At 72.9% G+C, this 24,815-nt stretch carries 24 protein-coding genes; 12 read left to right on the top strand and 12 right to left on the bottom strand.

The window, feature by feature from the left end; translation table 11 throughout:
• Window positions 1-16: 16 nt before the first annotated feature.
• Window positions 17-568 (top strand): DivIVA domain-containing protein, encoded by a 552-nt coding sequence (locus ASE15_RS21575; RefSeq protein WP_056764515.1) that lies wholly within the window; start codon window positions 17-19, stop codon window positions 566-568.
• 12 nt (window positions 569-580) lie between these two features.
• On the opposite strand, the gene ASE15_RS16635 is transcribed toward ASE15_RS21575, so the two are convergent.
• Complete coding sequence (locus ASE15_RS16635) at window positions 581-1,276, bottom strand: bifunctional 2-polyprenyl-6-hydroxyphenol methylase/3-demethylubiquinol 3-O-methyltransferase UbiG (protein ID WP_082618526.1); 696 nt, start codon at window positions 1,274-1,276, stop codon at window positions 581-583.
• 110 nt (window positions 1,277-1,386) lie between these two features.
• Window positions 1,387-2,202 (bottom strand): GAP family protein, encoded by an 816-nt coding sequence (locus ASE15_RS16630; protein ID WP_056764514.1) that lies wholly within the window; start codon window positions 2,200-2,202, stop codon window positions 1,387-1,389.
• Window positions 2,203-2,328: 126 nt separating this feature from the next.
• On the opposite strand from ASE15_RS16630, the gene ASE15_RS16625 reads away from it, so the two are divergent.
• Both ASE15_RS16625 and ASE15_RS16620 read left to right on the top strand, forming a co-directional pair.
• A complete protein-coding gene (locus tag ASE15_RS16625) occupies window positions 2,329-4,137 on the top strand; it encodes a histidine kinase (protein WP_157277262.1) in 1,809 nt (602 codons plus the stop codon).
• Window positions 4,134-4,853: a response regulator transcription factor gene (locus tag ASE15_RS16620; protein ID WP_056764509.1), complete on the top strand. Its 720-nt coding sequence runs from the start codon at window positions 4,134-4,136 to the stop codon at window positions 4,851-4,853. The genes ASE15_RS16625 and ASE15_RS16620 overlap by 4 nt, the downstream gene beginning before the upstream one ends.
• A gap of 95 nt (window positions 4,854-4,948) precedes the next feature.
• Here ASE15_RS16620 and ASE15_RS16615 read toward each other — a convergent pair whose 3' ends face one another.
• The 4 genes from ASE15_RS16615 to ASE15_RS16600 form a co-directional block, all read right to left on the bottom strand.
• Entirely contained in the window at window positions 4,949-6,436 is a 1,488-nt protein-coding gene (locus ASE15_RS16615) for a sugar porter family MFS transporter (RefSeq protein ID WP_082609042.1), read from the bottom strand.
• An 82-nt stretch (window positions 6,437-6,518) separates the two neighbouring features.
• Window positions 6,519-7,154, bottom strand: coding sequence for a hypothetical protein (locus tag ASE15_RS16610; protein ID WP_157277261.1), 636 nt, complete (start codon window positions 7,152-7,154; stop codon window positions 6,519-6,521).
• 157 nt (window positions 7,155-7,311) lie between these two features.
• Entirely contained in the window at window positions 7,312-8,691 is a 1,380-nt protein-coding gene (locus tag ASE15_RS16605; protein ID WP_056764505.1) for an MFS transporter, read from the bottom strand.
• 124 nt (window positions 8,692-8,815) lie between these two features.
• Complete coding sequence (locus tag ASE15_RS16600) at window positions 8,816-9,502, bottom strand: FadR/GntR family transcriptional regulator (protein ID WP_056764504.1); 687 nt, start codon at window positions 9,500-9,502, stop codon at window positions 8,816-8,818.
• A gap of 134 nt (window positions 9,503-9,636) precedes the next feature.
• Between ASE15_RS16600 and ASE15_RS16595 the strand changes: the two genes are divergently transcribed.
• Entirely contained in the window at window positions 9,637-10,302 is a 666-nt protein-coding gene (locus tag ASE15_RS16595) for a gluconokinase (RefSeq protein WP_200960567.1), read from the top strand.
• Window positions 10,299-11,711, top strand: coding sequence for a gluconate:H+ symporter (locus ASE15_RS16590; RefSeq protein ID WP_056764502.1), 1,413 nt, complete (start codon window positions 10,299-10,301; stop codon window positions 11,709-11,711). Before ASE15_RS16595 ends, ASE15_RS16590 begins: the two co-directional genes overlap by 4 nt.
• A gap of 278 nt (window positions 11,712-11,989) precedes the next feature.
• On the opposite strand, the gene ASE15_RS21245 is transcribed toward ASE15_RS16590, so the two are convergent.
• The 3 genes from ASE15_RS21245 to ASE15_RS16575 form a co-directional block, all read right to left on the bottom strand.
• Entirely contained in the window at window positions 11,990-13,396 is a 1,407-nt protein-coding gene (locus ASE15_RS21245; RefSeq protein WP_056764500.1) for a hypothetical protein, read from the bottom strand.
• Window positions 13,397-13,488: 92 nt separating this feature from the next.
• The gene (locus tag ASE15_RS16580; protein WP_157277260.1) at window positions 13,489-14,643 is read right to left on the bottom strand and encodes a hypothetical protein; all 1,155 of its coding nucleotides are present in this window, start codon (window positions 14,641-14,643) and stop codon (window positions 13,489-13,491) included.
• A 107-nt stretch (window positions 14,644-14,750) separates the two neighbouring features.
• Window positions 14,751-15,839 carry a VIT1/CCC1 family protein gene (locus tag ASE15_RS16575; protein ID WP_056652893.1) on the bottom strand — a complete coding sequence of 363 codons (1,089 nt, stop codon included), beginning with the start codon at window positions 15,837-15,839 and terminating at the stop codon, window positions 14,751-14,753.
• Window positions 15,840-15,992: 153 nt separating this feature from the next.
• Here ASE15_RS16575 and ASE15_RS16570 point away from each other — a divergent pair, with 153 nt between their 5' ends.
• The 7 genes from ASE15_RS16570 (at window position 15,993) to ASE15_RS16540 (ending at window position 22,857) form a co-directional block, all read left to right on the top strand.
• A complete protein-coding gene (locus ASE15_RS16570) occupies window positions 15,993-16,370 on the top strand; it encodes an FKBP-type peptidyl-prolyl cis-trans isomerase (protein WP_056652896.1) in 378 nt (125 codons plus the stop codon).
• Window positions 16,371-16,649: 279 nt separating this feature from the next.
• Window positions 16,650-17,240 carry a ribonuclease H gene (locus ASE15_RS16565; protein ID WP_082618523.1) on the top strand — a complete coding sequence of 197 codons (591 nt, stop codon included), beginning with the start codon at window positions 16,650-16,652 and terminating at the stop codon, window positions 17,238-17,240.
• Between the two features lie 216 nt (window positions 17,241-17,456).
• Window positions 17,457-18,446: a DNA-3-methyladenine glycosylase gene (locus ASE15_RS16560; RefSeq protein ID WP_235534502.1), complete on the top strand. Its 990-nt coding sequence runs from the start codon at window positions 17,457-17,459 to the stop codon at window positions 18,444-18,446.
• 287 nt (window positions 18,447-18,733) lie between these two features.
• Window positions 18,734-19,795, top strand: coding sequence for an iron-siderophore ABC transporter substrate-binding protein (locus ASE15_RS16555; protein ID WP_056652900.1), 1,062 nt, complete (start codon window positions 18,734-18,736; stop codon window positions 19,793-19,795).
• 13 nt (window positions 19,796-19,808) lie between these two features.
• A complete protein-coding gene (locus ASE15_RS16550; protein WP_056764496.1) occupies window positions 19,809-20,867 on the top strand; it encodes an iron ABC transporter permease in 1,059 nt (352 codons plus the stop codon).
• Window positions 20,864-21,943, top strand: coding sequence for an iron chelate uptake ABC transporter family permease subunit (locus ASE15_RS16545; RefSeq protein ID WP_235534501.1), 1,080 nt, complete (start codon window positions 20,864-20,866; stop codon window positions 21,941-21,943). Before ASE15_RS16550 ends, ASE15_RS16545 begins: the two co-directional genes overlap by 4 nt.
• Before the next feature lie 2 nt (window positions 21,944-21,945).
• Window positions 21,946-22,857, top strand: a complete 912-nt coding sequence (locus ASE15_RS16540) for an ABC transporter ATP-binding protein (RefSeq protein WP_082618522.1) — start codon at window positions 21,946-21,948, stop codon at window positions 22,855-22,857.
• A gap of 81 nt (window positions 22,858-22,938) precedes the next feature.
• Here ASE15_RS16540 and ASE15_RS20945 read toward each other — a convergent pair whose 3' ends face one another.
• From ASE15_RS20945 to ASE15_RS16530, 3 genes are all read right to left on the bottom strand, one after another.
• On the bottom strand, window positions 22,939-23,100 hold the full coding sequence (locus tag ASE15_RS20945; RefSeq protein WP_157257675.1) for a hypothetical protein: 162 nt from the start codon (window positions 23,098-23,100) through the stop codon (window positions 22,939-22,941).
• Between the two features lie 218 nt (window positions 23,101-23,318).
• Window positions 23,319-23,990, bottom strand: coding sequence for a DsbA family protein (locus tag ASE15_RS16535; protein WP_056652905.1), 672 nt, complete (start codon window positions 23,988-23,990; stop codon window positions 23,319-23,321).
• 115 nt (window positions 23,991-24,105) lie between these two features.
• A complete protein-coding gene (locus tag ASE15_RS16530; protein ID WP_056764493.1) occupies window positions 24,106-24,714 on the bottom strand; it encodes a DinB family protein in 609 nt (202 codons plus the stop codon).
• Window positions 24,715-24,815: the final 101 nt, after the last annotated feature.

Here is a 24,815-nt window from a genome sequence, read left to right as displayed (position 1 = left end):
CCCATCGGAGCCCCGCATGCTGACCGCCCAGCAGGTCCTGGACACGACGTTCACCGCGACCAAGTTCCGCGAGGGCTACGACGTCGAGCAGGTCGACATCTACCTCGACGACGTCAGCGCGACGCTCAAGGCGTACGAGGCGGGCGGCCGTCCCGGCCCGGGACTGCTCACCTCGGTCGAGGCCCGAGGCGCCCGGTTCTCGGCCACGAAATGGCGTGAGGGCTACGACGTCACCGAGGTCGACGACCTCATCGATTCGATCGTCGGCACGCTCCAGTCCTACGAGGCCCGGCCCACCCCGGCCCTGCACCCGACCGACGCGGTGAGCGACGCCGTCGGGCAGCAGGGCACGACCGCCCCACCGTCACCTGCTGCCGGTGCGGCTGCCGGCGACGGCGCCCGGCCCCTCGGCGTCCACGACCTGACGACCCAGCTCCAGTACGCCCGCGTCCGCGCGAACGGCAGCGACCGGCTCGTCGTGCTGCTGCCCGACGGCTCGACGGCCCACGTGACCGCTCTCGAGGCCGGGCCGCAGGGGATCACGCTCCGCACCGCGCGCCAGGCGTAGGCGGGGACTGCTCTACGGCCGCCGCACCCGCAGCACCGTGTCGCGGATCGTCACGGGCTCCCCGTCGGCGCCGAGCATCTCGCGCTCGGGCGCGGTGTTCGTCTCGACGTCCCACCCGTCGAGGTCGAGCTCGGCCAGGAGGTCGTCCCCCGTGTAGAAGAAGTGCTCGTCGAAGTCCTTGCGCACGGTCTCGTGGTCCGCGGGGTGGTGCCCGACGACGAGCAGCCGCCCGCCCGGCGCGACCGCCTGCGCGAGGCGCGGGAAGACCTGCCGGCGCAGGTCGGCCGGCAGGTGCATGAAGTGGGCCGTCACGAGGTCGAACCGCTCGTCCGCCGGCTCCCACCCGAGCAGGTCGCCCTGGCGCCACTCGATCCGCGCCGCGACCTCGGCCCCTGCCGCGGCGGCGTGGGACGCAGCCTTCTCGAGCGCCACGGGCGACACGTCGAGCCCGACGACGTCCCACCCCTGCTGCGCGAGCCACACCGAGTCGGCTCCCTCGCCCGCGCCCACGTCGAGCGCCCGGCCCGTGGGCAGGTCCGCGACCTCGCGTACGAGCTGCGGGTTCGGGTTGCCGCTCCACACCGCGGTCGTCGAGCCGTAGCGCTCGTCCCAGAAGGCCTGGTCGAAATGGTGCTGCTGGTGGCCGTGGCCGTGCTCGTGGTCGTGGTCGTGGGCAGGGTCGTTCTCGTGGTCGTGCTGCTGGGTCACGTTCGCTCCTCGGGTCGGTGCCGGCCCGGGACGGCCGTCACTCCCGACCTTGCGGCCGCACCCCACCCCGAGGCAAGTCCGGTTGCCGTTCCGGCAAGATCCGCGGACATTCAGCCCATCCAGCCGAGCCAGACCACGGCGTCGCGCGCGAGCAGGAAGCCCACGATCCCCACGACCCACGCCGTGGTCGACGCCGCGTTCTTCGTCATCCACTCGTTGAGCCGGTCGAGGAGCGGGCCCACCTGCCGGGCCGCGAGGACCCGACCAGCCAGCAGGACGAGCGCGGGCAGCACCATGACGATGCAGTACCCCGCGAGGACCAGCCCGGTCGTCGGCCACCCCAGGCCCGCCTGGGTGAGCAGCCCGATCGCCGCGAGGTACGGGAGCATCGACGCGAGCTCGATCGCCGCGGCGCCCAGCGCGAGGCCCATGAGGGCCGTCACGGATCCCGTCTCCGGCGCGGTGTCGACGCCCGCGCGGGGCGGGGTCTCGCGCACGGGGTGCGCTCCGCCGTCGGGCAGGGGGACCAGGCCCGACGGCGCCACGCCCTCCCCGCCCGACGTCCCCATCGCGCGGGCCCGCCAACGCAGGACGCGCCCCTGACCGGTCGACGCCCCCTTGGACCGGCGGTCGATCCGGAAGCTGTACGCGACCAGGCCCACCCCGAGCAGCAGCTCGACGATCCTGACCGGGCGGGTCTCGACGACCTGTCCGAGGACGTCGGCGAACGCGCCCGCGCCGAGCGCGATGACCAGGCCGACCGCGAGATAGAACCCGACGATCGTGGCCAGGTAGACGAGCATCCGCGCGACCCGCACCCGGCCCGGGGTCATGAGCAGCCACACCGGGATCAGCAAGGTGCCGAAGCTCGTCGAGTCGACGAGGGCCAGGACCGCGAGCGCCCCGAGGAGAGGAAGGAGTTCCATGTCGCAAGGCTCGCTGCCGGAGATGGGCCTGTCGTCGGGCGGACGGGCGATCCTTGCCGGGCGCTGCGCCGCGCCGTACATCGTTCGGGCGATCCATGGCTCGGCCCCCTGTGCTGAGATGGGAACGTGCCCGATCCCCTGCCCGCTCCTGCGTCGGACGGCGTGACCGCGACCGCGACCGCGTCCGCCGGCGCCGGCGACGGCGACGGCGCTGGTGGTGGCGGCGGCTCGGGCGCTCCGGACGCCCGGGCCGCCGGCTCGTCACCCCGTGCGTCACACGTGCGGCGCGCGGTCAGCACCGTCGCCACGGGCCTGCGCACCGACAGCAGGCGCGGCGACGCGTACAACGCCGTCGGGATGTTCGTGATCGGGGTCCTGCTCCTGCTCGTCGACGTCGTGCAGGTGTGGTCGATCCCGCCACTCGTGACGGTCGACGGGCGCTGGTGGCATGTGCTGCCCCTGCTCGCCGGGTGCGTCGCGCTGGTCTTCAAGCGCGCGCATCCGGCGGTCGCGCTCAGCGTCGGGACCGTGGCGTTCGCGGTCGACCTGTCGTTCGGGGGCAGCCTCGGCATGGTCCTGGTCCTGTGGGACCTGCTCTACGCGAGCGGGCTGCACGGCAGCAGGCGGCTGCGGACGGTGGTGGGGGTCGCCGTCGGGGTGCTGGTCGTCGCGGTCGCGGTGCTCACGGGTGAGCACTACCGGGACGTGCAAGGGTTCGTGGTCGGCGGCATCCAGGTCGCGGCGATCCTCGCGACACCGCTCTGGTGGGCCGCGAACGTGCGGCAGAAGTCCGACCTCGCGGACCTCGCCGCCGAGCGGGCCGACCTCGAGGCGGAGCGCGCCGACCTCGAGGCCCAGCGTGCGGCCGACCTCGAGCAGATCGCGACGCTGGGGCAGCACGAGGCCGTGCGCGCGGAGAGGGCCGCGATGGCACGCGACCTGCACGACGTCATCGCGTCCCACCTGTCCGCCATCGCGATCCACTCGGGGGCTGCGCTCGCGTCGCCACCCGATGCCGCGCGGGACCGCGCCGCGCTCGAGCTCGTGCGGTCGAGCAGCATCACGTCGCTCGAGGAGATGCGGGCCATGATCCTGCTGCTGCGCTCGGACCTGCCGCGGGAGGGTGCGCCGCGCGCTGGTGCGTCGGGCGTGGATCAGTTGTCAGAACGTGGCCGGGGTATGGACCGGCTCAGTTCTGACAACTTGTCCCCGGACAGTGGTCCTCCAGACCTGCGCGACGGGGTGCCCCTCGCCCCTGCCGATCAGTTGTCAGAACGTGGCCGGGGTATGGACCGGCTCAGTTCTGACAACAGAGCCACGGTGCTCGGGGGCGAGGCCGTCGCCGCCCCCGCACGGCTCGCCCGGCTCGACGACGTCCTCGTCTCCGCACGCGCGCAGGGGCTCACGGTCGACGTCGAGGACCCGGAAGGCGCCCGCTCGGCGACCCTCCCCGCGGCCGTCGACCAGGCTGCGCACCGGATCGTGCAGGAAGCCCTGACCAACGCCGCCAAGCACGCGCCCGGCGGGCGGGTGCTGGTCACGCTCGGGCTGGGACCGGACCGCCTCACGGTCGAGGTCACGAGCTCCCTCACCGACGAACCCCGCCCGCTCCCGCCGAGCCTGAGCACCCGCACCGGGCTCCTCACCATGCGCGAGCGCGCCGAGGCGCTGGGCGGCACGTTCAGGGCGGGCCCTGTCGACGCACGTGATTCCGGCCCCCGCGCCGCGAGGGGCGCCTGGCACGTGCGGGCCGTGCTGCCCCTGGGCCGACCGGCCGGTCCCCCGACCGCCACGACCGCCACGGATCAGTTGTCAGAAGCAGGCCGGGGTATCGACCGGCCCAGTTCTGACAACTCTTCGGCCGACGGGATCTCACCGACCCCGCACGGTCGCAGCGCTCCACGCCACACCGACCCACCCGGAGACCCCGCATGATCCGCGTCCTGCTCGCCGACGACCACGCCGCGATCCGCGCCGGCCTCCGGTTCCTGCTCGACTCCGCCCCGGACATCGAGGTCGTCGGCGAGGCCGGCGACGGCGCGGCCGCGATCACCAACGCCCGCGCGCTGCGCCCCGAGGTCGTGCTCATGGACCTGCGCATGCCCGGCGTCGACGGCATCGAGGCCACGCGCACGATCGTCTCCGAGAAGCTCGCCGAGGTCCTCGTCCTCACGACGTTCGACCTCGACGAGTACGTCGACGAGGCGCTGCGCGCCGGGGCCGCAGGGTTCCTGCTCAAGACCGCGGAGCCCGCTGCGCTCATCGACGCGGTCCGCCGGGTCGCGGCGGGCGACGGGGTCCTGGCCCCCGAGGTCACGCGCCGCCTGCTGGCGGCGTTCGCGTCCGCCCCGAGGCCCGACGGCGCCGCTCACCTCGCGGGGCGAGCGGCGCCGTCGGGCACGGGACGGGCGGGCGGGACGCCGGCCGACGAACAACGCAGCGACACCACCGCGCGGCTCCGCGAGCTGACCCCGCGCGAGGTCGACGTGCTCGCGGCCCTCGGGCGGGGGCTGTCGAACCAGGGCATCGCCGACGAGCTGTTCATCAGCGAGGCCACGGCCAAGACGCACGTGTCGCGCGTGCTCGCGAAGGTCCAGGTCACGACGCGCATGCAGGCCGCGATCGTCGCGCGGGACGCGGGGCTCGCGTAGCGCACCGCGCCTCTACGCCGAGAAGTGAGCAGATGCCCCTGATCCGCGCGGATCAGGGGCATCTGCTCACTTCTCGGCAGGGGCGGGGCTGTGCCTCAGGCCGACTCGACGATGTGGCCCCGCTTGATCACGAAGTCGTCGCGCATGTCCTCGAGCTCCTTGCCGCGCGTCTCCGGGATCTTGTAGAAGACGAAGAACAGCGACAGCAACGCGAAGAACGCGTAGAACGCGTACGCGAAGCTCAGACCGATGTCCGCCAGGACGGGGAACGACGTCGAGATCGCGAAGTTCGCGACCCACTGCGCGGCCGCGGCGACGGCCAGCGCGCTCGCACGGATGCGGTTGGGGAACATCTCGCCCAGCAGCACCCAGACGACCGGCCCCCACGACGCCCCGAAGAACACCACGAACGCGTTGGCCGCGATGAGCGCGACCGTGGCCCAGGCGCCGTCGAGCGAGGCCGTGGACGTGCCGTCGGAGGCCGTGGTCATCGTGGCCTGCGTGAACGCGACGGCCATCATGCCCAGCGAGACGAACATGCCCGTCGACCCCGCGAGGAGCAGGATGCGGCGGCCGATCCGGTCGATCAGCAAGATCGCGACGATCGTCACCACGATGTTGGTGACCGAGGTGATGACCGAGGTCAGGAGCGCGTCGTCCTCCGAGAACCCGACCGACCGCCACAGCGTCGTCGAGTAGTAGAAGATCACGTTGATGCCCACGAACTGCTGGAAGACCGAGAGCAGGATGCCGACCCAGACGATCGGCTTGAGGCCCAGCCGCTTGCCCCGCAGGTCCTTGAGCGAGGCCTTGGTGTCGGACTTGAGGGAGTTCTCGATGTCCGCGATCTTGTGGTCGACGTCCTGGACCCCCGTGAACTCCCGCAGGACCTCGGCGGCCTTCTTGGTCTCCCCCTTGGCGACCAGGTAGCGGGGCGACTCGGGGATGCGCAGCGCGAACAGACCGTATGCGACCGCCGGGACGGCCGCGGCCATGAACATCCAGCGCCACGCCTCCTGACCCAGCCACAGGACGTTCGACGCGCCGCCCGCGGCCCCGGCCAGCGCTGCGTCGGTGAGGAGGGAGGCGAAGATACCGGTCACGATCGCGAGCTGCTGCAGAGACCCGAGCCGGCCACGGATGCGGGCCGGGGAGACCTCCGCGATGTACGCGGGAGCGATGACCGACGCGGCCCCGATCCCCAGGCCGCCGATGACGCGCCACAGGATCAGGTCCACGACCGAGAACGCGAGGCCGGACCCGAACGCCGACACGAAGAACAGCGCCGAGGCGATGAGCATGACCTTGATGCGGCCGATCTTGTTCGCGACCGGACCCGCGAACCACGCACCCACCGCACAGCCGATCAGCGCGGACGAGACCGCGAAGCCCGTGATCGCCGCGTTGAGCTCGAACGTCTCGGACAGGGAGTCGACGGCCCCGTTGATCACCGCCGTGTCGAACCCGAACAGGAAGCCACCGAGCGCTGCTGCGAGGCTGATCCCGACGACCTTCTTGTTGAGCCGCTTGGCCTGCGCCTGAGCGCGGGGATCCCCCGCCGCTCCTGCGTCGTTGCTGGTCATGACGACCCCCTCCGTGTCAGGTTTCCCTTCGACGATAGTGACGAGAGGGCGCGGTCGCGCGGTGAAGCGACCGTGGTGAGCGTCACGCGATCGCGTCGAGGACCATCCAGGTGACGTGCCTCGTCCGGGGGTCGACGGCGTCGCCCGGGTTCCACACGGCGTCGCACCCCGCCGGGGTCCCCGAGACCGGAGCCCAGTCGAGGCCCGTCGAGGCGACGAGGTGCAGGACGGCGGCCTCGGCGTCGTCGCTCGCGACCCGCGGCCAGGCGAGCCCGGTCACGACGACCCAGGTGCCCGGGACCTTCCAGTACTCGACGGGCTCGTCGACGTCGACGGGCTCGAGGCCGAGCGCGGCCACGACCGCGCGCGCCCTGGCTGCCGCCTCGTCGGCACCGCCTGCCTCGACGTGCGTCCGGAGGGAGACGTGACGACGGCGCAGGCGTTCGCCCGGCCGCGAGGATGCTTCGCGCTCGTGCTGCTCGACGGTCGCCCGACGCCTCTCGTCGTCGCGGAACCAGCCGGTCGCTACGAGGCGTTCGGCAGCGGCGCCGACGAGGTCGGCCTCGCCGTCGAGCTCGACGGCGAAGGCCCAGGGCTCACCCGGCCCAGGACGCGAGACCCCGCGCACCACGCCGGTCCCGGCGATCCCGTCCGTCGCCCCCAGCACACAGACCTCCTGGCCGAACCAGAACGGCGGCAGCTCCTCCTCGATCTCCACGAGGGGACGGTACCGCGGCACCGCGACCCCGGGTGTGCAGTTCGGCTGCCGCCCGGCGCGTGCGACGACCTGAGCTGCACACTCGGCGAGCCGACCCACGAACGGGCCGACGTCGTCGGGCCCGCGAGCGCCGCGCGAGAGCTGCGCTCCGACACCCCTACGGCTCGGGGTGCAGCGCGTCGTACCTGAGGAAGCGCGGCTGCGTCCGCAGGATCAGCCACACCACGACGATGCAGGCCAGCCCACCCGCGACCGCGGCCCACGCCTCGCCGAACCAGCTCGCCTGGGCGCCGAGGACCACCTCGCCCAGGCGCGGGCCGCCCGCGACGACGACGATGAAGACGCCCTGGAGGCGGCCGCGCATGTCGTCGGGGGTCGCGGTCTGGAGGATCGTCTGGCGGAAGACCGCGCTCACCGCGTCGGACGCCCCGGCCAGCGCGAGCGCGATGCACGCCGCGGCCAGGCCGCCCACGAGCACCTGCGGCGGGTCGGTCGAGCCCACGAGGAGCAGCACGGCACCGAACGCCGCGATCGACAGCCCCCACGCCGTGATGGCCCACGCGATCACGAGCCCCTGCCAGCGCACGCGCGAGAGCGCGCCAGAGAAGACCCCGGCGAGCACCGCGCCGACCGCGAACGCCGCGCTCAGCACCCCTGTCGTGGTCTCGCCGCCACCGATGAAGAGCACGCCGACCGCGGGCAGCAGCACGCGCGGGAACGCGAGGATCATCGCGGCGAGGTCGACCAGGAAGGTCGTGCGCACGTTGGGCCGGGTCGCGAGGTAGCGCAGGCCGTCGACGACCGAGCTGATGCCGACGACCTTGCGGCGGGGCGCCGACGGCTCCCCGGCCTCGTCACCGGCCACGTCGTCAGACGTGCCCCGGTGGGGAGCCCGGTCCAGCTCTGACGACGTGTCCTCGGGAGACAGGACCGGCGGGATCGACGGCAGCCGCCACACGGCCCACAGCGCCGCGGCGAACAGCACCACGTCGATCGAGTACGCGATCCCGTACCCCCACAGCGCCACGAGGAACGCGCCGAGCAGCGGGCCCACGGTCAGCGCGATGCTCCACGAGATGGTCTGCAGCGCGTTCGCGGCGGGCAGGAGCCGGGGCTCGACCAGGCGCGGGATGATCGCCGAGCGCGCGGGGTTGTTGATCGCGAACGCGGCCGACTGGAGCGCCACGAGCCCGTACAGGACCCCGACCGACCCGACGTCGAGCCACGCCTGGAGCGCGAGCAGACCCGTGACGACCCACAGCGCCCACGACGCGAGCAGCGCGACCTTGCGGCGGTCGTAGGCGTCGACGAGCGCGCCCCCGTACAGGCCGAGCGCCACGAGGGGCACGAGCGCGAAGATGCCCAGCACCCCGACCGCGAGCGTCGAGCCCGTGAGCGCGTACACCTGCAGCCCCACGGCGACGACGGTCAGCTGCGAGCCGAGGTTGGAGACCCCGAGCCCCCACCACAGCCGACGGAACGGCGGGGAGACGCGGAGCGGGGTCGTGTCGGCAAGGATGCCGTCGAGGCGGGGCACGATCGACGAGGCTACCTCGCGGCGGTCGGAAAACCGTCTCCTGAGGCGACCGTCTCAGAACTTCAGGTCACCGCGCAGGGCGCGTGGCTCCGTCGGGCCGTGGGCGCGTCAGGCCGTGGGTGCGTCAGGCCGTGAGCGCGGCCCGGACCTCCCCGACGAGCGCGGCCATGGCGCGCTCGGCCTCGGCGGCATCCCCCGCGGCGACCGCGCGGGCCACGGCCTCGTGCTCGTCGAGCGCCTCGGCGACGGGGGCCTGCGGCATGAGGCCCAGGTGCGTGCGCCCGGCGAGGACCTCGCCCACGACCTCGTGCAGCGCGGCGAACATCTCGTTGCCCGACGACCGCAGGAGCAGCGCGTGCAGGCGGATGTCGAGCACGAGGAACTCCTCGAGGCGTCCGGCCTCGCCCAGCTCGCGCATGCGCTCGGCGAGCTCGACGAGCTCTGTGCGGGCCTCGGGGGTCGCGTGCCGTGCGGCGCCTGCGGCGGCCAGGGGTTCGACGGCGCAGCGCAGCTCGGTCAGCGAGCGCAGCTGCGCGTCCCGGCCGGGTCCGGCGAGGCGCCAGCGGATGATCCGGGCGTCGTAGACGTTCCAGTCCTGCTCGGGGAGCACGACCAGGCCGATGCGACGCCCCGAGCGGACGAGGCCGAGCGCTTCGAGCTGGCGCATGGTCTCGCGGGTCACGGTGCGCGAGACACCGAACTCGGTTCCGATCCCGTCGAGGGTCAACGTGCTGCCCGCAGGGAGGTGACCTGCGGTGATGCGGTGACCGAGGACGTCGGTCACCGAGCTGTGGAGCACCGTCGCGGACATGGGTCGAGCCTACGGCCCTTTCATAGGTCACACCATTGTCTTGCCAAAGGTGATACCAATCGTGCATGCTCGGTGGGCGGCCACAGAGGTCCGCGCACGACGCAGCAGTCGACGGACAGCCAAGGAACCCCCTCATGGACACAGACGTCAGCCCCACCCCGGACCGGGTCGTCACCCCGTCTTCGGGCGCGGCCCCGGACAGGACTCCCGCGGTCGACCTCGCCCCCGTGCACCTCGTCATCATGGGTGTCGCCGGCTCGGGCAAGACCACGGTCGCGACCCTGCTCGCGGAACGCACGCACCGCCCGTACGCCGAGGCGGACGAGTTCCACCCGCAGGCCAACATCGACAAGATGAGCGCGGGCACCCCGCTCACCGACGAGGACCGCTGGCCCTGGCTCCGCGCGATGCGCGACTGGCTCGACGAGCAGGCCGCCGAGGGCGACTCGGCGGTCGTGACGTGCTCGGCGCTCAAGCACAGCTACCGGGACCTGCTGCGGACCGCGCACGGGCGTGTCCGGTTCGTGCACCTCACGGGCAGCACCGAGCTGCTCGAGGACCGCATGACGCACCGCAGCGGGCACTTCATGCCCGCGTCCCTGCTGCCGTCCCAGCTCGCGACGCTCGAACCCCTCGCGGCCGACGAGGACGGGATCACGCTCGACGTCGGCGCACCGCCCGAGGAGCTCGTGGACCGGATCCTCGAGTCCACGGCCCTGCCCCACCCCACGATCCCCCGCGCCGACGGACGAGCGCGGCGCACCCCGACCAGTACTTCCATCCACCCCGAGGAGCGATGATGCTCACCCTCGCCTCGCACCCGCTCGCCGCGGGCGCCCTGCGCGCAGCCACCGAGACACCGACGACCGACGCCGGGACGACCCAGCTCATCCTCGCGGCGGTGCTCGGGATCGCCACGATCATCGTCCTGATCGTGTGGCTCAAGCTCCACCCGTTCCTGTCCCTCATGATCGGCTCGGCGGTCCTCGCGATCGTCGCGGGCATCGACTTCGTGAGCGCGTTCGTGAGCTTCTCGGCAGGGCTCGGCTCGACCGTCGCGGGGGTCGGCGTCCTCATCGCGCTCGGCGCGATCATCGGCAAGATGCTCATCGACTCGGGCGGCGCGGACCAGATCGTCGACACGATCCTGGCGCGCACGCCCCTGCAGCGGCTGCCGTGGGCCATGGCGCTCATCGCGTTCGTGGTCGGCATCCCGCTGTTCTTCGAGGTCGGCGTGGTCCTGCTCATCCCCGTCGTCATGATGGTCGCGCGACGCTCCAAGGTCTCCCCGATCCTCGTCGGCATCCCGGCCCTCGCGGGGCTGTCCGCGCTGCACGGCCTGGTCCCCCCGCACCCGGGGCCGCTGCTCGCGATCGACGCACTGGGCGCGAACCTCGGCCTGACGCTGGGGCTCGGGCTGCTCGTCGCGGTGCCGACCGTGATCGTCGCGGGGCCCCTGCTCGCCAAGCCGCTCGCTGTCTGGGTCAAGCTGCCCCCGCCCACGACCGTCCTGGGCGTGTCCGAGCGCGACGAGGACGCCCCGCGCCCGAGCTTCGCGGTCGCCGTCACCGTGGTCCTGCTGCCCGTGATCCTCATGCTGGCCCGGACGGTCGTCGAGATGACCGGGACCTTGGAGTCGCCCGTCGGCAAGGGGCTCGAGTTCATCGGGACGCCGCTCGTCGCGCTGCTCATCACGTCGCTCGTGTCGCTCGTGGCGTTCGGCAGCGCGATGGGTCGCACGCGCGACGAGATCAGCACGCTGGTCGACAAGTCCTTCGCCCCGATCGCGGGCATCCTGCTGATCGTGGGCGCGGGCGGCGGTTTCAAGCAGACGCTCGTCGACACGGGAGTGGGCGACGTCATCGCGAGCGGGATCTCCGACGCGAACCTCTCGCCGCTCCTCGCAGGATGGCTGGTCGCGGCGCTCATCCGCGTCGCGACGGGTTCGGCGACGGTCGCGACCATCACGGCCGCCGGGATCATGGCCCCGCTCGCCGCGGACCTCTCGCCCACGCACGCGGCGCTGCTGGTCCTCGCGATCGGCGCGGGCTCGGTGTTCCTGTCCCACGTCAACGACGCCGGGTTCTGGCTCATCAAGGAGTACTTCGGCATGACCGTGGGGCAGACGTTCAAGACGTGGTCCGTCATGGAGTGCGTGCTGTCGGTCGTGGCGCTGATCGTGATCCTGCTGCTGGGCCTGGTCGTCTAGCGCACCTCCCTGCCCGACGGCGGCCGACCGGTCCGCCGTCGGGCGCCTTGATCGGCGGGGTCGCGGTGACCGGTGGCATCGGCTCGTGTTGCCCGGCGACCCGGCTGTGTCTTCTGCGGAGCCACCACATGTGTGGTGGCTCCGCAGAAGACACAGCCGGGTCGCCGCGGCACGAGCATCCGAGCCGGGTTCAGGCAGGCGCGCTCGAGGCCGGGCCGTCCGAGGGACGAACGGCCCGGCCCTGCGGTTCAGCCGAGCATCAGCGCGACAGGATCGGCTCAGTCCACCGAGCGGATCCCCGCTTCACGCGTCGGCTCGCGTCGACGCACCAGGAGGCGGACCGCCTGGCCCAGGAGGACGAGGACACCGGCGAACGCCAGCAGCCCATAGTCCGCACCGGTCGTCGCGAGCGATCCCGACCTCGCCGCCGTGACCGAGGCTGCGGCGACCGTGCCAGATCCCGTCACGACCTGACGGCTGACCGTCTGGACGGTGTCCGTCGACCCGGCGGGGTCGACCGAGATCGTCGGCATGACCGGGTCAGCGGGGTCGACGGGGTTCGTCGGGTCCGTAGGGTCGGTCGGGTCGGTCGGGTCGGTCGGGTCGGTCGGGTCGGTCGGGTCGGTCGGGTCGGTCGGGTCGGTCGGGTCCGTGGGGTCGATGACTGCCGCGGCAGGGCACCCGACCGAGGCGTTGCCCAGGAGGCCGACGCCCAAGCAGGACACGTCCACCGGGACGGTGATCGGCAGGTTCACGCTGACGTCGGGCAGTGACCCCAGCAGGCCGTCGCCCCCGAGGATCCCGTCAAGGAGCCCGTCCTCACCGAGGACGCCGTCCAACAGACCACCACCGGTCAGCCCACCCAGCAGGCCGCCCGGGATCCCCGTGGCGCCCCCTGCGTCGGTACCTGTGCCGGCACCAGCAACTGCACCAGGACTGACTGAAGCGTCTCCGAGAACGCCCACCGCGATGTCCGTCACGCTGACCGGCACCGTCACGGGGATGTCGACCGAGACACCGCCCGACGGCGCCTCACTCCCCGCGGGAGCGGGCACTGCAGCCACCGGCTGGACAGGAGCAGGCGACGAGACCGTCGCGTCCCCCAGGACGCCTGCGGCGATCCCCGAGACGTTCACGGGGACCGTGACCGGCACGTCGACATCGACGCCGGCGGATTCGGCGTCGGACACCGGAGCGGGCGCCGGTGCGGGTGCAGGTGCAGGCGCCGGTGCGGGTGCAGGTGCAGGTGCAGGTGCAGGTGAGCTCACCGCAGCGTCCCCGAGGATGCCCACGGCGACGCCGGAGACGTCCACCGGGACCGTGATCGGCACGTCGATCGCGATGTCCGCAGGGCCACCCGTCGGGGGTGCCGTGACCGGAGCCGGCGCAGGAGCGGGTGCAGGTGCAGGTGCAGGTGCAGGTGCAGGTGCAGGCGAGCTCACCGCAGCGTCCCCGAGGACCCCGACGGCGACGTCCGAGACGTTGACCGGCACGTTCACCGGGACGTCGACCGCGACGTCGGGGAGGACCCCGACGACCTGGCTGAGCGGGACGTCGACCCCGAGGTCGAGTCCGAGGTTGCCGAGGAGGTCCCCCTCGGAGGCCTGGGCCGAGACGGCCCCGACGGCCAGCAGGCCGCCTGTGACGAGCGCTGTCTGCAGCGCACGACGAACGTAGGTGTGCATGATCGTTTCTCCTTGCATGACGTGGACGGCGCGCCGCGAAGGGGGCTGCGCCGGATGGCTCGTGCCGCACGCGAGGGCGCGACGTGGCCAGGTCATGCAGGGGAGACAGGGACCTCGAAGAACGTGGAGGAGTGGGCCGCACGCGCCTCGGCGTCGGGCAGCGCCCAGAGCGTCGAGGGGGCGAAGAACAGGGAGGCGGCCGAGAGAGCCGAGTCACCACCGGAGCCGCCACGAGGGGACACGGTGCTGGAACCGCTCGACGGCGCCGCGGAGTCGACTCCCCCGGGCCCGGACAGAGGGCTCCCCAGGGGTCCGTGGGTGGGGCTGCTCAGCACAGCTGCGGAGGTATCAGAGACGGAAGCGAGCGAGCCGAAAGGCGCCCTGTCGCCGAGACGGAGACGGCCGGGCGCCGCGGCCTCGAGCCCGTCCACCGACGTCTCCACCCCGAGTGCTGGGGGCGACGCGTCAGGACCGGTCGCTCCCCCACCCAGGTGGGGTGCCGCGTCCGGAACGGTCGCGACGTCGTCGACCCCCTTTCCAGGAGCCGTCCCGCCGGGAACAGAGGGGACCACCTCGTTGCCATCACCCGGAACCGTCCCGGGCCCCGTCCCCGGGAGGATCGGGTCCACGACCGGGGCCAGAGGATCCAGCACCGACCCGAGGACCGGGTCGAGCGCGCCGACCACGGGGGCCAGCGGATCGAGCACCGGGTTCAGCACGGGAGCGAGCGGCTCGAGGATCGGCGCGACCACCGGAGCCAGCGAGTCGGCGACCGGTGCGGTCACCGGGGCGAGCGCGTCGAGCACGGGCGTGACCGCCGGAGCGACAGCATCCACCACGGGCTCCGCGACCGGTGCCACGACCTGGGCGACGCCCCCCGTGACGGGAGCGACGACGTCGGCCACGGGCTTGACCACGGGGGCGACCGGCGCTGCGACCGCCTCGACGACCGGTGCGACCGGCTTCGCCACGGGAGTCACGACCTGCTGCACGACCGGGTCGAGCACGGGCTTGACGACGTCGTGCACGACGGGGGTGACGATCGGCTCCACGACCTGCTGGACCGTGCCCGTCACGGGGGCGAGGAGCCCACCGACACCGAGCGGGTCGTCGGCCGCGGCAGCCGAGCCGGCCGTCCCGATCGCGAGGAGCGTCCCGACCCCGGCGCCGGCACCGGCAACCAGTCCGCGCACGAGCCACCGACGCGCGCGGGAGCGCACGGGGAGAGCTGCGGCAGACCTGGGCATCGGCATCCTCGTCGGTGGAACGGTCGTACGAGTTCCCACCGTAGGAGAGGCCGCCGCGCTCCGCATGCCGACGGCGGGCGATTCACCCGCGCCCACGACCCGCCCCGTTACCCGACCGTGGTCCCGAAGATCAGCCCCAGCGCGTACGTCGCGGCGGCCGCACCGAACCCGATCGCGATCTGGCGCAGCGCCCGCTTGACGGGTGACGCCCCCGACAGCAGCCCGACCGTTGCGCCCGTCCCGAGCAGCGCCAACCCCACGAGGACGCTCCCGACGAGCACCGCGACCCCGCCCTGGAGGCCGAACAGGTACGGCAGCACCGGGACGAGCGCGCCCGACGCGAAGAAGAGGAACGACGACACGGCCGCCCCCATCGCGGAGCCGTGCGTCTCGAACTCGTCCACCTCGGCGGCCGGGGCGATCACGGTCGCCGCGGTGTACGTCGACAGCACCTCGCCCGCGTGCCTCTCGGCCTCCTCAGGCGTCAGGCCACGTGCCCGGTAGACGAGCGCGAGCTCGTTGGCGTCGACGTCGAGGTGCGGCAGCGCGGCCGAGGCCAGCGGGCTGGGCGTCGAAGCGTCGAGCAGCTCGCGCTGCGACCGCACCGACACGTACTCGCCCGCCCCCATCGACAGCGCGCCGGCGAGCAAGCCCGCGAGACCTGTGAGCAGCACGGTCTCGTTCGACGCACCCGACGCCCCGATCCCCAGGATCAGCGCGAGGTTGGAGACCAGGCCGTCGTTCGCGCCGAACACCGCGGCACGGAACGTCCCCGACATGCGCATGCGCCCGCGCGTCGCGAGCCCTCGCACGACCTCCTCGTGGATGCGTTCGTCGGCGGCCATCGCAGCGGTCGCGTCGACGTCGGTCTCGTATGTCGAGCGGGCCTCGGCCCGCTGTGCGAGAGCGAGCACGAACACCCCGCCGAACCGGCGCGCGAACAGCCCGAGCGACCGTGTGCGCCAGTCGCCGCGCAGGGGCTTGCCTGCGTCGTCGCCCAGCAGCGCGAGCCAGTGGTCCTCGTGGCGCTTCTCGGCGTCCGCGAGCGCCAGCAGGATCTCCTTCTCCTCGCCCGAGCGGCGCGACGCGAGGTCGCGGTAGGACGCGGCCTCAGCACGCTCGTCGGCCAGGTACTGGCGCCAGCGACGGATCTCCTGAGGGGTCCGACGGCGGGCCTCGCCGGCGTGCGCGGGCATGCCGGAGCTCGGGGCAGCGGGGGGTGTCATGCGTTCATCATGGCAAGAATGGGGCCTTCGTGGGTTTCGGGATCCCCAACTTTTCCGCACGGTTCTGCGGTTCGCGGGAGTTCCGACAGCCGCTGCGGGGGCGTCCCGTGGTTGGATCGGAACATGTCCGAGAACACCGAACGCACCCGTCCTGAGGTCGATGCCCCCGAGGGCCCGGCCCCCACCGAGCTCGAGGTCGTCGACCTGATCGTCGGCGACGGCGCCGAGGCGCAGCCCGGCTCGACCGTCAACGTCCACTACCTGGGCGTCGAGTACGACTCCGGCGAGGAGTTCGACTCGTCCTGGAGCCGTGGCCAGTCCATCAACTTCCCGCTGCGCAGCCTCATCGCCGGCTGGCAGCAGGGCATCCCGGGGATGAAGGTCGGCGGGCGCCGCAAGCTCGTCTGCCCCCCGGAGCTCGCGTACGGCCCGGCCGGTGGTGGCCACCGCCTGTCCGGCAAGACGCTCGTCTTCGTGATCGACCTGCTCGGCGTCAGCTGACCACGGCCTGATCACGCGTCGCCCTCGCTCCCCCCGGTCACCGGTGGGGGCGGGGGCGTCGTGCTGTCGGAGGTTCCTGGGCTCGTCGTGCCCGGCGGTCGTCGCTCGCCTGAGGCGTCCGTCACCCCGTTCCCGGTGCCCGACGACGGAGCGCACCACGCGCGCACGGGTGCGCTCCGCCGTCGGGCGCACAGCGAGCAGACAGCGGTCCTGGCGCCCCCGAAAGTCGGGGACAATGGGCGCGACGGACTTCCGACTCCGATGAGCGAGGACGCACAAGTGATCACTGTCAGCACCGACGGCTCGTGCCTGGTCAACCCGGGTGGAGCGATCGGTTGGGCGTGGATCAACCACGACGGAACCTTCGACTCGGGCGGCGCAGCCTCCGGGACGAACCAGATCGCGGAGCTCATGGCTCTGCTGGAGGCGGTACGCGCCCACCAGAGCGCAGAGCCGCTCCTCATCGAGTCCGACTCCCAGTACGCCATCAAGTGCGCGTCGGAGTGGCTCGAGGGCTGGAAGCGCAAGGGCTGGCGGACGGCCGGCGGCAGCCCCGTGAAGAACCTCGAGCTCGTGCAGGGCATCGAGGCCGCGATCCAGGCCCGCCCCGGACCGGTGCGGTTCCGGTGGGTGCGGGGGCACGTCGGAAACCACTTCAACGAGCGGGCCGACCAGCTCGCAGGCCTCGCTGCGCAGGACTGGGCCGCCGGGCGCGGCGAGGAGCGGGCCACGCTCGCTGGCACCGACGACCTCGCGGTCGCGCCCGCCAAGCGGCCGGCCGCTGCGGGCCGTGCGGCCACCAAGGTCGGGGCGAGTGCCGCGAGCAAGGCCGCCGCGGACGCCTGGACCGAGTCGACGCTCTTCGACTGACGCTCCGCCCGAACGGTTCGAGGCCGCTGCCCGTCCGGCGGCGGCCTCGTCCCTGTTCCGGGCCTGGTCCCGCTTTCCCCGTCCGCGGCTCCACACGATCCCCCGGTGCGCGCCGAGAACGAGGTTGCGTCCGTTCCGCGGCTCATAACGACCGCAACCTCGTGCTCGGCAGATCGTCCCACCGGGAGCCTCAGGCTCCGGTGCGACACTGGAGCGATGACCGCGTCTCCGCTCCCCGCCCCGGCGCTCGCCGGGACAGGACCGGCCGACCCTGTCGACACCTCCACCGCACCGCTCCCCCTCGTCCTGCGTTCCGAGCGCCCGCTCGACCTGCGCTCGACGCTCGCGAAGCTCGCGCGCGGCCCCTACGACCCCACGTTCCGCGTGGTGCCGACCGGCCCTCAGGCTGGGACCTGGCGCACGAGCCTCTTCCCGACCGGGCCCGTGACCTACCGCCTGGTGCAGGCGGGGGTGCGTGACGTCGTCGGGCAGGCGTGGGGGCCCGGGGCGGGCGAGCTCGCCGCGTCGCTCCCCGCGCTCCTCGGGGAGCCCGACGACGCAGCCTCCTTCGCGCCTCCCGCCCGCCTCGCGGACGCGCACCGCAGGCACCCCGGGCTGCGCGTCCCCCGTACCGGGCGGGTGCTCGAGGCGCTCGTGCCTGCGGTCCTCGAGCAGAAGGTGCAGACCGTGACCGCCCACCACGCGTGGCGCTGGCTGCTCGCACGCTACGGGACGCCCGCGCCGGGCCCTGCCCCCGACGGCATGCGCGTGGTCCCCGACGCCCGGACCTGGGCCACGATCCCCACGTGGGACTGGCACCGGGCCGGCGTCGACCCCCGACGGGCGCGGACCGTCGTCGAGTGCGCGCGCGTCGCACGCCGGCTCGAGGAGTGCACCGCGATGGACCCGACCGCGGCGCAGGCGCGGTTGCAGCTCGTGCCCGGGGTCGGGGTATGGACGGCCGCGGAGGTCGGGCAGCGGGCGCTCGGAGACGCGGACGCGGTGTCGGTCGGCGACTTCCACCTCGCCAAGGCCGTCGGCTGGGCGCTGACCGGCGAACGGACCGACGACGCCGGGATGCTGCGGCTGCTCGCGCCCTACGCGCCCCACCGGTACCGGGTCGTGCGGCTGCTCGAGGTGTCGGGGCTGGGGCACGCGCCGCGGCGGGGGCCGAGGCTCTCGATCCAGGACCACCGGGGGAACTGAGCACGAGGTTCCGTGCGGTCGAGCACGAGGTTGCGGTCACCAAGCCGGTCATAACGACCGCAACCTCGTGCTCGGCACCAGCACCGCACCGCACCGCACCAGCACCAGCACCAGCACACCGACCAGCCCCGGACGGCCGCTCCCCGACACGCCCCGGCCGGGAGATGACACCGCGTTGTGAACCATCCCACTGACCCTCACCGCCCACGGCCGCCCCTCGCTCCCAGCCGATGAGGTTAGCCTTACCTCTAGCAGCATCCCCCGCGCAGCACCGACCGAGGAGCATCATGTCCGCTCGCACCATCTCTCGACGGCTCCGGCCCACGGCCCTGGTCGCCGCGACCGTCGCCACCGCCTTCGCGCTCGGCGCCTGCTCCGGCGGGTCGGGCGACGACGCCTCGTCGCCAGCAGCCGACAGCACCGCGTCCGAGGGCGCCTTCCCCGTCACGATCGACAGCGCGCTCGGCGAGGCCGTCATCGAGGAGAAGCCCGAGCGCGTCGTGACGTGGGGCTGGTCGACGCAGGACGCCGTCCTGGCGCTGGGCGTCGTGCCCGTCGCGATGCCCGCCTACAAGTACGGCGGCAACGAGGACGGCGTGCTCCCCTGGGTCGCCGAGAAGCTCGACGAGATGGGCGCCGAGACGCCGACGCTGCTCTCGGGCGGCGACACGAGCGAGGTGCCGTTCGAGGAGGTCGTCGCGGCCAAGCCCGACGTCATCCTGGCCCCTTACTCGGGCATCACCCAGGAGGAGTTCGACAAGCTCTCCAAGATCGCGCCGGTCGTCGCCTACCCGGACCAGCCCTGGGCGCTGTCCTGGCAGGAGCAGCTCGACATCGTCGGTGACGCCCTGGGCCTGTCGGAGGAGGCCGACGCGCTCGTCGAGGAGACGACCGCCGGCATCACCGCACAGTCGGACGCGTACCCCGTCATCCAGGGCAAGTCGTTCCTGTACGCGGCAGCCAACACGGCCGACCAGCTCAACGTCTACCGCGCCGAGGACCCGCGCGTGCAGGTCGTCGAGGACCTCGGCATGACGCTCTCCCCGAGCGTCGAGGAGCTCGACGCCGACCCGACGTCCGGCACCTTCTGGTACCCGCTGAGCTACGAGAACGTCTCCAAGATCGACACCGACGTCCTCATCATGTACTTCGCGACGCAGGCCGACGTCGACACGTTCGTGGCCGACCCGGTCATCGCCGCGATGCCCACCGTGGCCGAGGGCCGCTTCGCCCCGATCGTCGGCGAGTCGTTCGTCATGGCGTCGAGCGCCCCCACCGCGCTCTCGATCCCGTGGATGCTCGACCAGTACGTGCCGCAGCTCGCGGCCGCCGCCGAGAAGGTGTCGTAGTCTCGCACCACTCATGAGCACGACCCACAGCACTGACGCCGGCACGGGCCGGGCGACCTCTCGTCGCCCGGCCCGTCGTCGGCGTCTCGTCATCGGACTCGCCACCTTGCTCGTTGCCTTGGTCGCGGTGTGCGCGCTGAGCCTCGCGGTCGGGGCCAACGCCCTGCCCCTGAGCGTCGTCGTGGACGCCCTCACGAGCTACGACCCGACCAACCCCGACCACCTCGTGGTGATCGAGAAGCGCGTGCCCCGCACGCTCGTGGGCCTGGTCGCGGGGGCCGCGCTCGGCGCCGCGGGAACCCTGATGCAGGGCCTGACGCGCAACCCGCTCGCCGACCCGGGCCTGCTCGGCATCAGCGCAGGAGCCTCGCTCTTCGTGGTCGGCGCGATCTCGTTCTTCGGCGTCTCGCAGGTCGGCGGCTACGTGTGGTTCGCGTTCGCGGGCGCCGCGATCGCGGCGGCCGTGGTCTACGGCGTCGCGAGCGTGGGGCGCGAGGGCGCGACGCCCGTCAAGCTCGCGCTCGCCGGAGCGGCCGTCACGGCGGCGCTGACGTCGGTCGTGACCGCGGTCCTCCTGGTCGACCGCGCGGCGCTCGACCTCATGCGCTTCTGGCAGGTCGGCTCGCTCGCGGCGCGCGGCTCGACGGTCATGTGGCAGGTGCTGCCGTTCGTGGTCGTGGGCCTCGTCCTGGCCCTCGCGCTCGGCCGCTCGCTCAACGGCCTGGCCCTGGGCGACGACGTCGCGCGCGGCCTCGGGCAGGACGTGACCCGCACGCGCGTCGTCGCGGGCATCGCCATCGTCCTGCTGTGCGGGGCCGCGACCGCGGCCGTGGGACCCGTCGCGTTCGTGGGGCTCGTCGTCCCGCACGTGGCGCGCTACGTCGTCGGGCTGGACTACCGGTGGGTGCTCCCGTATGCGGTCGTCGCGGCGCCCGTGCTGCTCATCGGGTGCGACGTGATCGGGCGCGTCGTGGCCCGGCCGGGCGAGCTCCAGGTGGGTGTGGTCACGGCCGTCGTGGGTGCGCCCCTGTTCATCGCGCTCGTGCGGCGCGGGAAGACGGTGTCGCTGTGAGCGCCCCGACCACCGTCCCGCGCGGCCTGCCCGACGGCGCCGCTCACCAGGGCATCGACGTCGCCCGAGCCTCGCGCCACCGCGGGCGGGCGCGCGAGGCGCGCCTGGTCACCGGGCTGTCGGTCGCGCTCGTGGTGCTCGCCGCGATCGGGCTGACGCTGGGCGACGCGGCCGTCCCGCTCTCCGGCATCCTCGACACGGTCCTGGGCCGAGCCGACGTCCTCACGCAGTTCGTGATCGTCGAGCTGCGCCTCCCCCGCCTCCTGACGGCCCTGGTCGTCGGGGCCGCGCTCGGGCTGTCGGGCGCGCTGTTCCAGTCGATCGTGCGCAACCCGCTCGCGAGCCCCGACATCATCGGGATCACGCAGAGCGCGAGCGCCGCGGGCGTCGTGGGCGTCGTGGTCCTGGGGATCAGCGGGCTCGCGCTCACCGGTCTGGTGCTCGCCGGGTCGCTCGTCGCGGCCGTCGCGATCTACCTGCTCGCGTGGCGCGGCGGAGTGGCCGGGTACCGGCTCGTCCTGATCGGGATCGGCGTCGCGGCCCTGTGCATGAGCGTGGTCTCGTGGGTCCTCACGACGAGCGACGTGCGTGACGCGCAGGCCGCGCTCGTGTGGATCACGGGCTCGCTCGCGCGCTCCGACTGGTCGACGCTCAACCCGTTGCTCATCTGCTTCGCGGTGCTCGTGCCGCTCACCGCCTTCCTGGCACCGCGGCTGCGCTCGCTCGAGCTCGGCGACGACGCCGCGGCCGCGCTCGGCATCCGCGTCGAGCGCTCCCGGCTCCTGCTGATCCTCGTGGCCGTGGGCCTCGCGGGCTCGGCCGTCGCGGTCGTGGGGCCCGTCGCGTTCGTCGCGCTCGTCGCGGCCCCCATCGCCCGCCGCACCCTGGGCGACGGCCGGCTCGCGCTCGTGCCCGCGGCGCTCGTGGGCGCGCTGCTCGTGCTCGGCTCCGACCTCGTCGCACAGTTCGCGATCCCCGACGTGACGCTGCCCGTCGGCGTCGTCACGGGGATCGTCGGCGCCCCCTACCTGCTGTGGCTGCTCGTGCGCACCAACCGTTCCGGACGCGGAGGCTGAGAATGACCGACCACCCCGAGACCGCCGGGAGCGCGCCCGAGGCGAGCGACGCCGTCGGGCCTCCTGCCGACGCCCGGGCCGCGCGCGCTGCGGCCGGTGGTGCCGGCGCGCGCGCCGCCGGGACGCACACGCTCGCCGCCGACCACGTGTCGCTCGCGTACGACGAGCGCCGCGTCGTCGAGGACCTGAGCCTCACGGTCGCGGCCGGGAAGATCACGTCGATCGTCGGCTCCAACGGGTGCGGCAAGTCGACGCTGCTGCGCGGCCTCGCACGCCTGCTCAAGCCCGTGGGCGGGGCCGTCCTGCTCGACGGCGAGGACATCCGCACGCTGCCCACCAAGCAGGTCGCGACGACGCTGGGCCTGCTGCCGCAGAGCCCGGTGGCCCCCGACGGCATCACGGTCGCGGACCTCGTGGGCCGCGGCCGCTACCCCCACCAGGGCTGGTTCCGCCGCTGGACCGCGGGCGACGACGAGGCCGTGGCGGACGCGCTCGCCTCGACCGGGACGCTCGACCTGGCCGAGCGGTCCGTGGACGAGCTGTCGGGCGGGCAGCGGCAGCGCGTGTGGATCGCCATGGCGCTCGCGCAGCGCACCGACCTGCTGCTGCTCGACGAGCCGACGACGTTCCTCGACATCGCCCACCAGATCGACGTGCTGGACCTGCTCGTGGACCTCAACGAGTCGCGCGGGACCACGGTCGTCATGGTGCTGCACGACCTCGACATGGCGTGCCGCTACTCCGACCGCCTCGTCGCGATGCGCGACGGCAAGGTGCACACCGAGGGCGCACCGGGCGACGTCGTCGACGCTCGGATGGTGCGCGAGGTGTTCGGCCTGGACTCGCTCGTGGTGCCCGACCCGATCACGGGGACGCCGACCCTCGTGCCGATGGGCCGGCACCACCGGGGCTGAGCGGGACGCACCCGAGAACGAGGTTGCGGTCGTTCTGAGCTGCAGAACGGACTCAACCCCGTGCTCGAGCGCACGGAAGGGTCACTCCGGGAGAGCGCACACCCCGTCGACGCACACCGCGGCGTCGTCGTTGCCCATCATCGTGAACGGCGCGGCGGCCTCGGCGGCCGAGACCGTCATGAGGGTCGTGCGACGCGGGTTCGCGATCGAGTGGAAAGGGCTGTCCTGCATGGTGTCAGTCATGGGATCTCCTGAAGTCACGTGCTGCGATGCTCGTGGTGGGTGGGCGGGCATCGTCTCGAAGGGAGGACGGGTGCGCTGCCACCGAGGACCAGCGACGCTGCGGGTTTCCCGACAGTCTGGCTGATACTCGGTCGCATTTGCTACCGCTCCTCCTGTGATCTCGGTCGCATTCCACCTGGTAGGTGGGTGACCGCGACCGAGGACGACCGGGGGAACGGTCAGGCCACCGACTCCGCGGCGTCCGCGACGACCTGGTCGAGGACCTGCGTGAAGACGGCCGGGTCCTGCGCGCCCGACACCCCGTACTTGCCGTTGAACACGAAGAACGGGACGCCGCTGATGCCGTAGGCGCGGGCCTGCGCGATGTCCTGCTCGACGTCGTCCTCGAAGTCACCGTTCTCGAGGACCGTGCGGACCTCGTCGGCGTCCAGGCCGACCTCGGCCGCGAGCGCCGCGAGCTCCTCGATGCGGCCGACGTGACGGCCCTGCTCGAAGTACGCCTTGAGGAGGCGCTCCTTCATCTCGACCTGCTTGCCCTGGGACTTCGCGAAGTGCAGCAGCTCGTGCGCCTTGAGGGTCTTGGTGTGCTGGAGGGCGTCGAAGTCGTACGCGAGCCCCTCGGCTGCGGCGACCGTCGTCATCTGTCCGAGCATCTGCTCGACCTGACCCGCGGGCATGCCCTTGTGCTTGGCCAGGAAGTCGACCTCGGTGCCCTCGAAGTCGACCGGGGTGTCCGGTGCGAGCTCGAACGAGTGGTACTCGATCTCCACCTCGGGGGCGTCGTCGCGGCCCGAGAACCCGGCCAGCGCCGTCTCGAAGCGGCGCTTGCCGACGTAGCACCAGGGGCACGCCACGTCGGACCAGATGTCGACCTTCACCTTTTCGCTCATGACGAGTTTCAACGACCGGGACGTCCCGGGGATTCCCCGCAGCGGTGTGATCCTGCCGACGCACGGCTCGGCGGCGGGCCGTGAAGCGCTGCGCCAGGCCCGACGACCGGCCGGCTCAGTCCGCGTGCCGCGCCCGGTAGATGTCCTGCAGCACCATGATCTCGGCGCCGTGGTGGATGAGCTCGCGGTTCATGTGGAGCACGAGGTGCCCGAACGGCGCCTGCGCGTCGATCTCGGTCGCCTGGCTGAGCCCGACCGTGAAGACCTGGTCCTCGGGGAGCTCGTCGACGCCGGTGCGCCACAGGTCCACCCAGCGCGTCAGGCCCTCGATCGCCGGGTCCACCTCGCCCGAGAACGCGACCGCGTCTCGCCGGGCGATCCGGTCGCCGAAAGTCCACTCCCACCGCTCGAAGAACGCCTCGGTGAGGTGCGCGACGAGCCACGCGATCGTCCGCGGCTGGGGCGAGTCGGAGCCCTCGGGCCACTCCATGACCCACTCGCCGATCCCGAGCGTGCGGGGCGTGCGCTCGTCGCCGCGCCGCACGACGCGCAGCGCGTCCGGCCCGGGCTCCCACGCGAACTCCTCCTGGCTGAGGGTCACGAGCCGTCCCAGGACCTCGAGCCACGAGAAGCCGAGCTGCCCGCGCACCATGGCGAGCGGGGTCGGGACGGTCAGCACGGACCAGTCGAAGTCGGGGCTGCCGTAGGTCGCGTCGTCGCTCATGGGTGGCTCCTGGGTGCGGGGTCGGGGTTCGCTCGTGCCCGACGGCGTCACGCGCCCCGGGCGTCCTGCTCTCCTCCGCGATCATCCCCCGGGGCGCGGGT

This window comes from Oerskovia sp. Root22 (assembly GCF_001429135.1).
GTDB lineage: Bacteria > Actinomycetota > Actinomycetes > Actinomycetales > Cellulomonadaceae > Oerskovia > Oerskovia enterophila.
This window is presented reverse-complemented; position numbering and strand designations above follow the sequence as displayed.

Excerpts from the sequence above, each read along its gene's own strand:
- ASE15_RS21575 (WP_056764515.1), top strand. The coding sequence starts at position 17 with ATGCTGACCGCCCAGCAGGTCCTGGACACGACGTTCACCGCGACCAAG.
- ASE15_RS16630 (WP_056764514.1), bottom strand. The coding sequence starts at position 2,202 with ATGGAACTCCTTCCTCTCCTCGGGGCGCTCGCGGTCCTGGCCCTCGTC.
- ASE15_RS16620 (WP_056764509.1), top strand. The coding sequence starts at position 4,134 with ATGATCCGCGTCCTGCTCGCCGACGACCACGCCGCGATCCGCGCCGGC.
- ASE15_RS16615 (WP_082609042.1), bottom strand. The coding sequence starts at position 6,436 with ATGACCAGCAACGACGCAGGAGCGGCGGGGGATCCCCGCGCTCAGGCG.
- ASE15_RS16600 (WP_056764504.1), bottom strand. The coding sequence starts at position 9,502 with ATGTCCGCGACGGTGCTCCACAGCTCGGTGACCGACGTCCTCGGTCAC.
- ASE15_RS16595 (WP_200960567.1), top strand. The coding sequence starts at position 9,637 with ATGGACACAGACGTCAGCCCCACCCCGGACCGGGTCGTCACCCCGTCT.
- ASE15_RS16590 (WP_056764502.1), top strand. The coding sequence starts at position 10,299 with ATGATGCTCACCCTCGCCTCGCACCCGCTCGCCGCGGGCGCCCTGCGC.
- ASE15_RS21245 (WP_056764500.1), bottom strand. The coding sequence starts at position 13,396 with ATGCACACCTACGTTCGTCGTGCGCTGCAGACAGCGCTCGTCACAGGC.
- ASE15_RS16580 (WP_157277260.1), bottom strand. The coding sequence starts at position 14,643 with ATGCCCAGGTCTGCCGCAGCTCTCCCCGTGCGCTCCCGCGCGCGTCGG.
- ASE15_RS16575 (WP_056652893.1), bottom strand. The coding sequence starts at position 15,839 with ATGCCCGCGCACGCCGGCGAGGCCCGCCGTCGGACCCCTCAGGAGATC.
- ASE15_RS16570 (WP_056652896.1), top strand. The coding sequence starts at position 15,993 with ATGTCCGAGAACACCGAACGCACCCGTCCTGAGGTCGATGCCCCCGAG.
- ASE15_RS16560 (WP_235534502.1), top strand. The coding sequence starts at position 17,457 with ATGACCGCGTCTCCGCTCCCCGCCCCGGCGCTCGCCGGGACAGGACCG.
- ASE15_RS16555 (WP_056652900.1), top strand. The coding sequence starts at position 18,734 with ATGTCCGCTCGCACCATCTCTCGACGGCTCCGGCCCACGGCCCTGGTC.
- ASE15_RS16550 (WP_056764496.1), top strand. The coding sequence starts at position 19,809 with ATGAGCACGACCCACAGCACTGACGCCGGCACGGGCCGGGCGACCTCT.
- ASE15_RS16540 (WP_082618522.1), top strand. The coding sequence starts at position 21,946 with ATGACCGACCACCCCGAGACCGCCGGGAGCGCGCCCGAGGCGAGCGAC.
- ASE15_RS20945 (WP_157257675.1), bottom strand. The coding sequence starts at position 23,100 with ATGACTGACACCATGCAGGACAGCCCTTTCCACTCGATCGCGAACCCG.
- ASE15_RS16535 (WP_056652905.1), bottom strand. The coding sequence starts at position 23,990 with ATGAGCGAAAAGGTGAAGGTCGACATCTGGTCCGACGTGGCGTGCCCC.
- ASE15_RS16530 (WP_056764493.1), bottom strand. The coding sequence starts at position 24,714 with ATGAGCGACGACGCGACCTACGGCAGCCCCGACTTCGACTGGTCCGTG.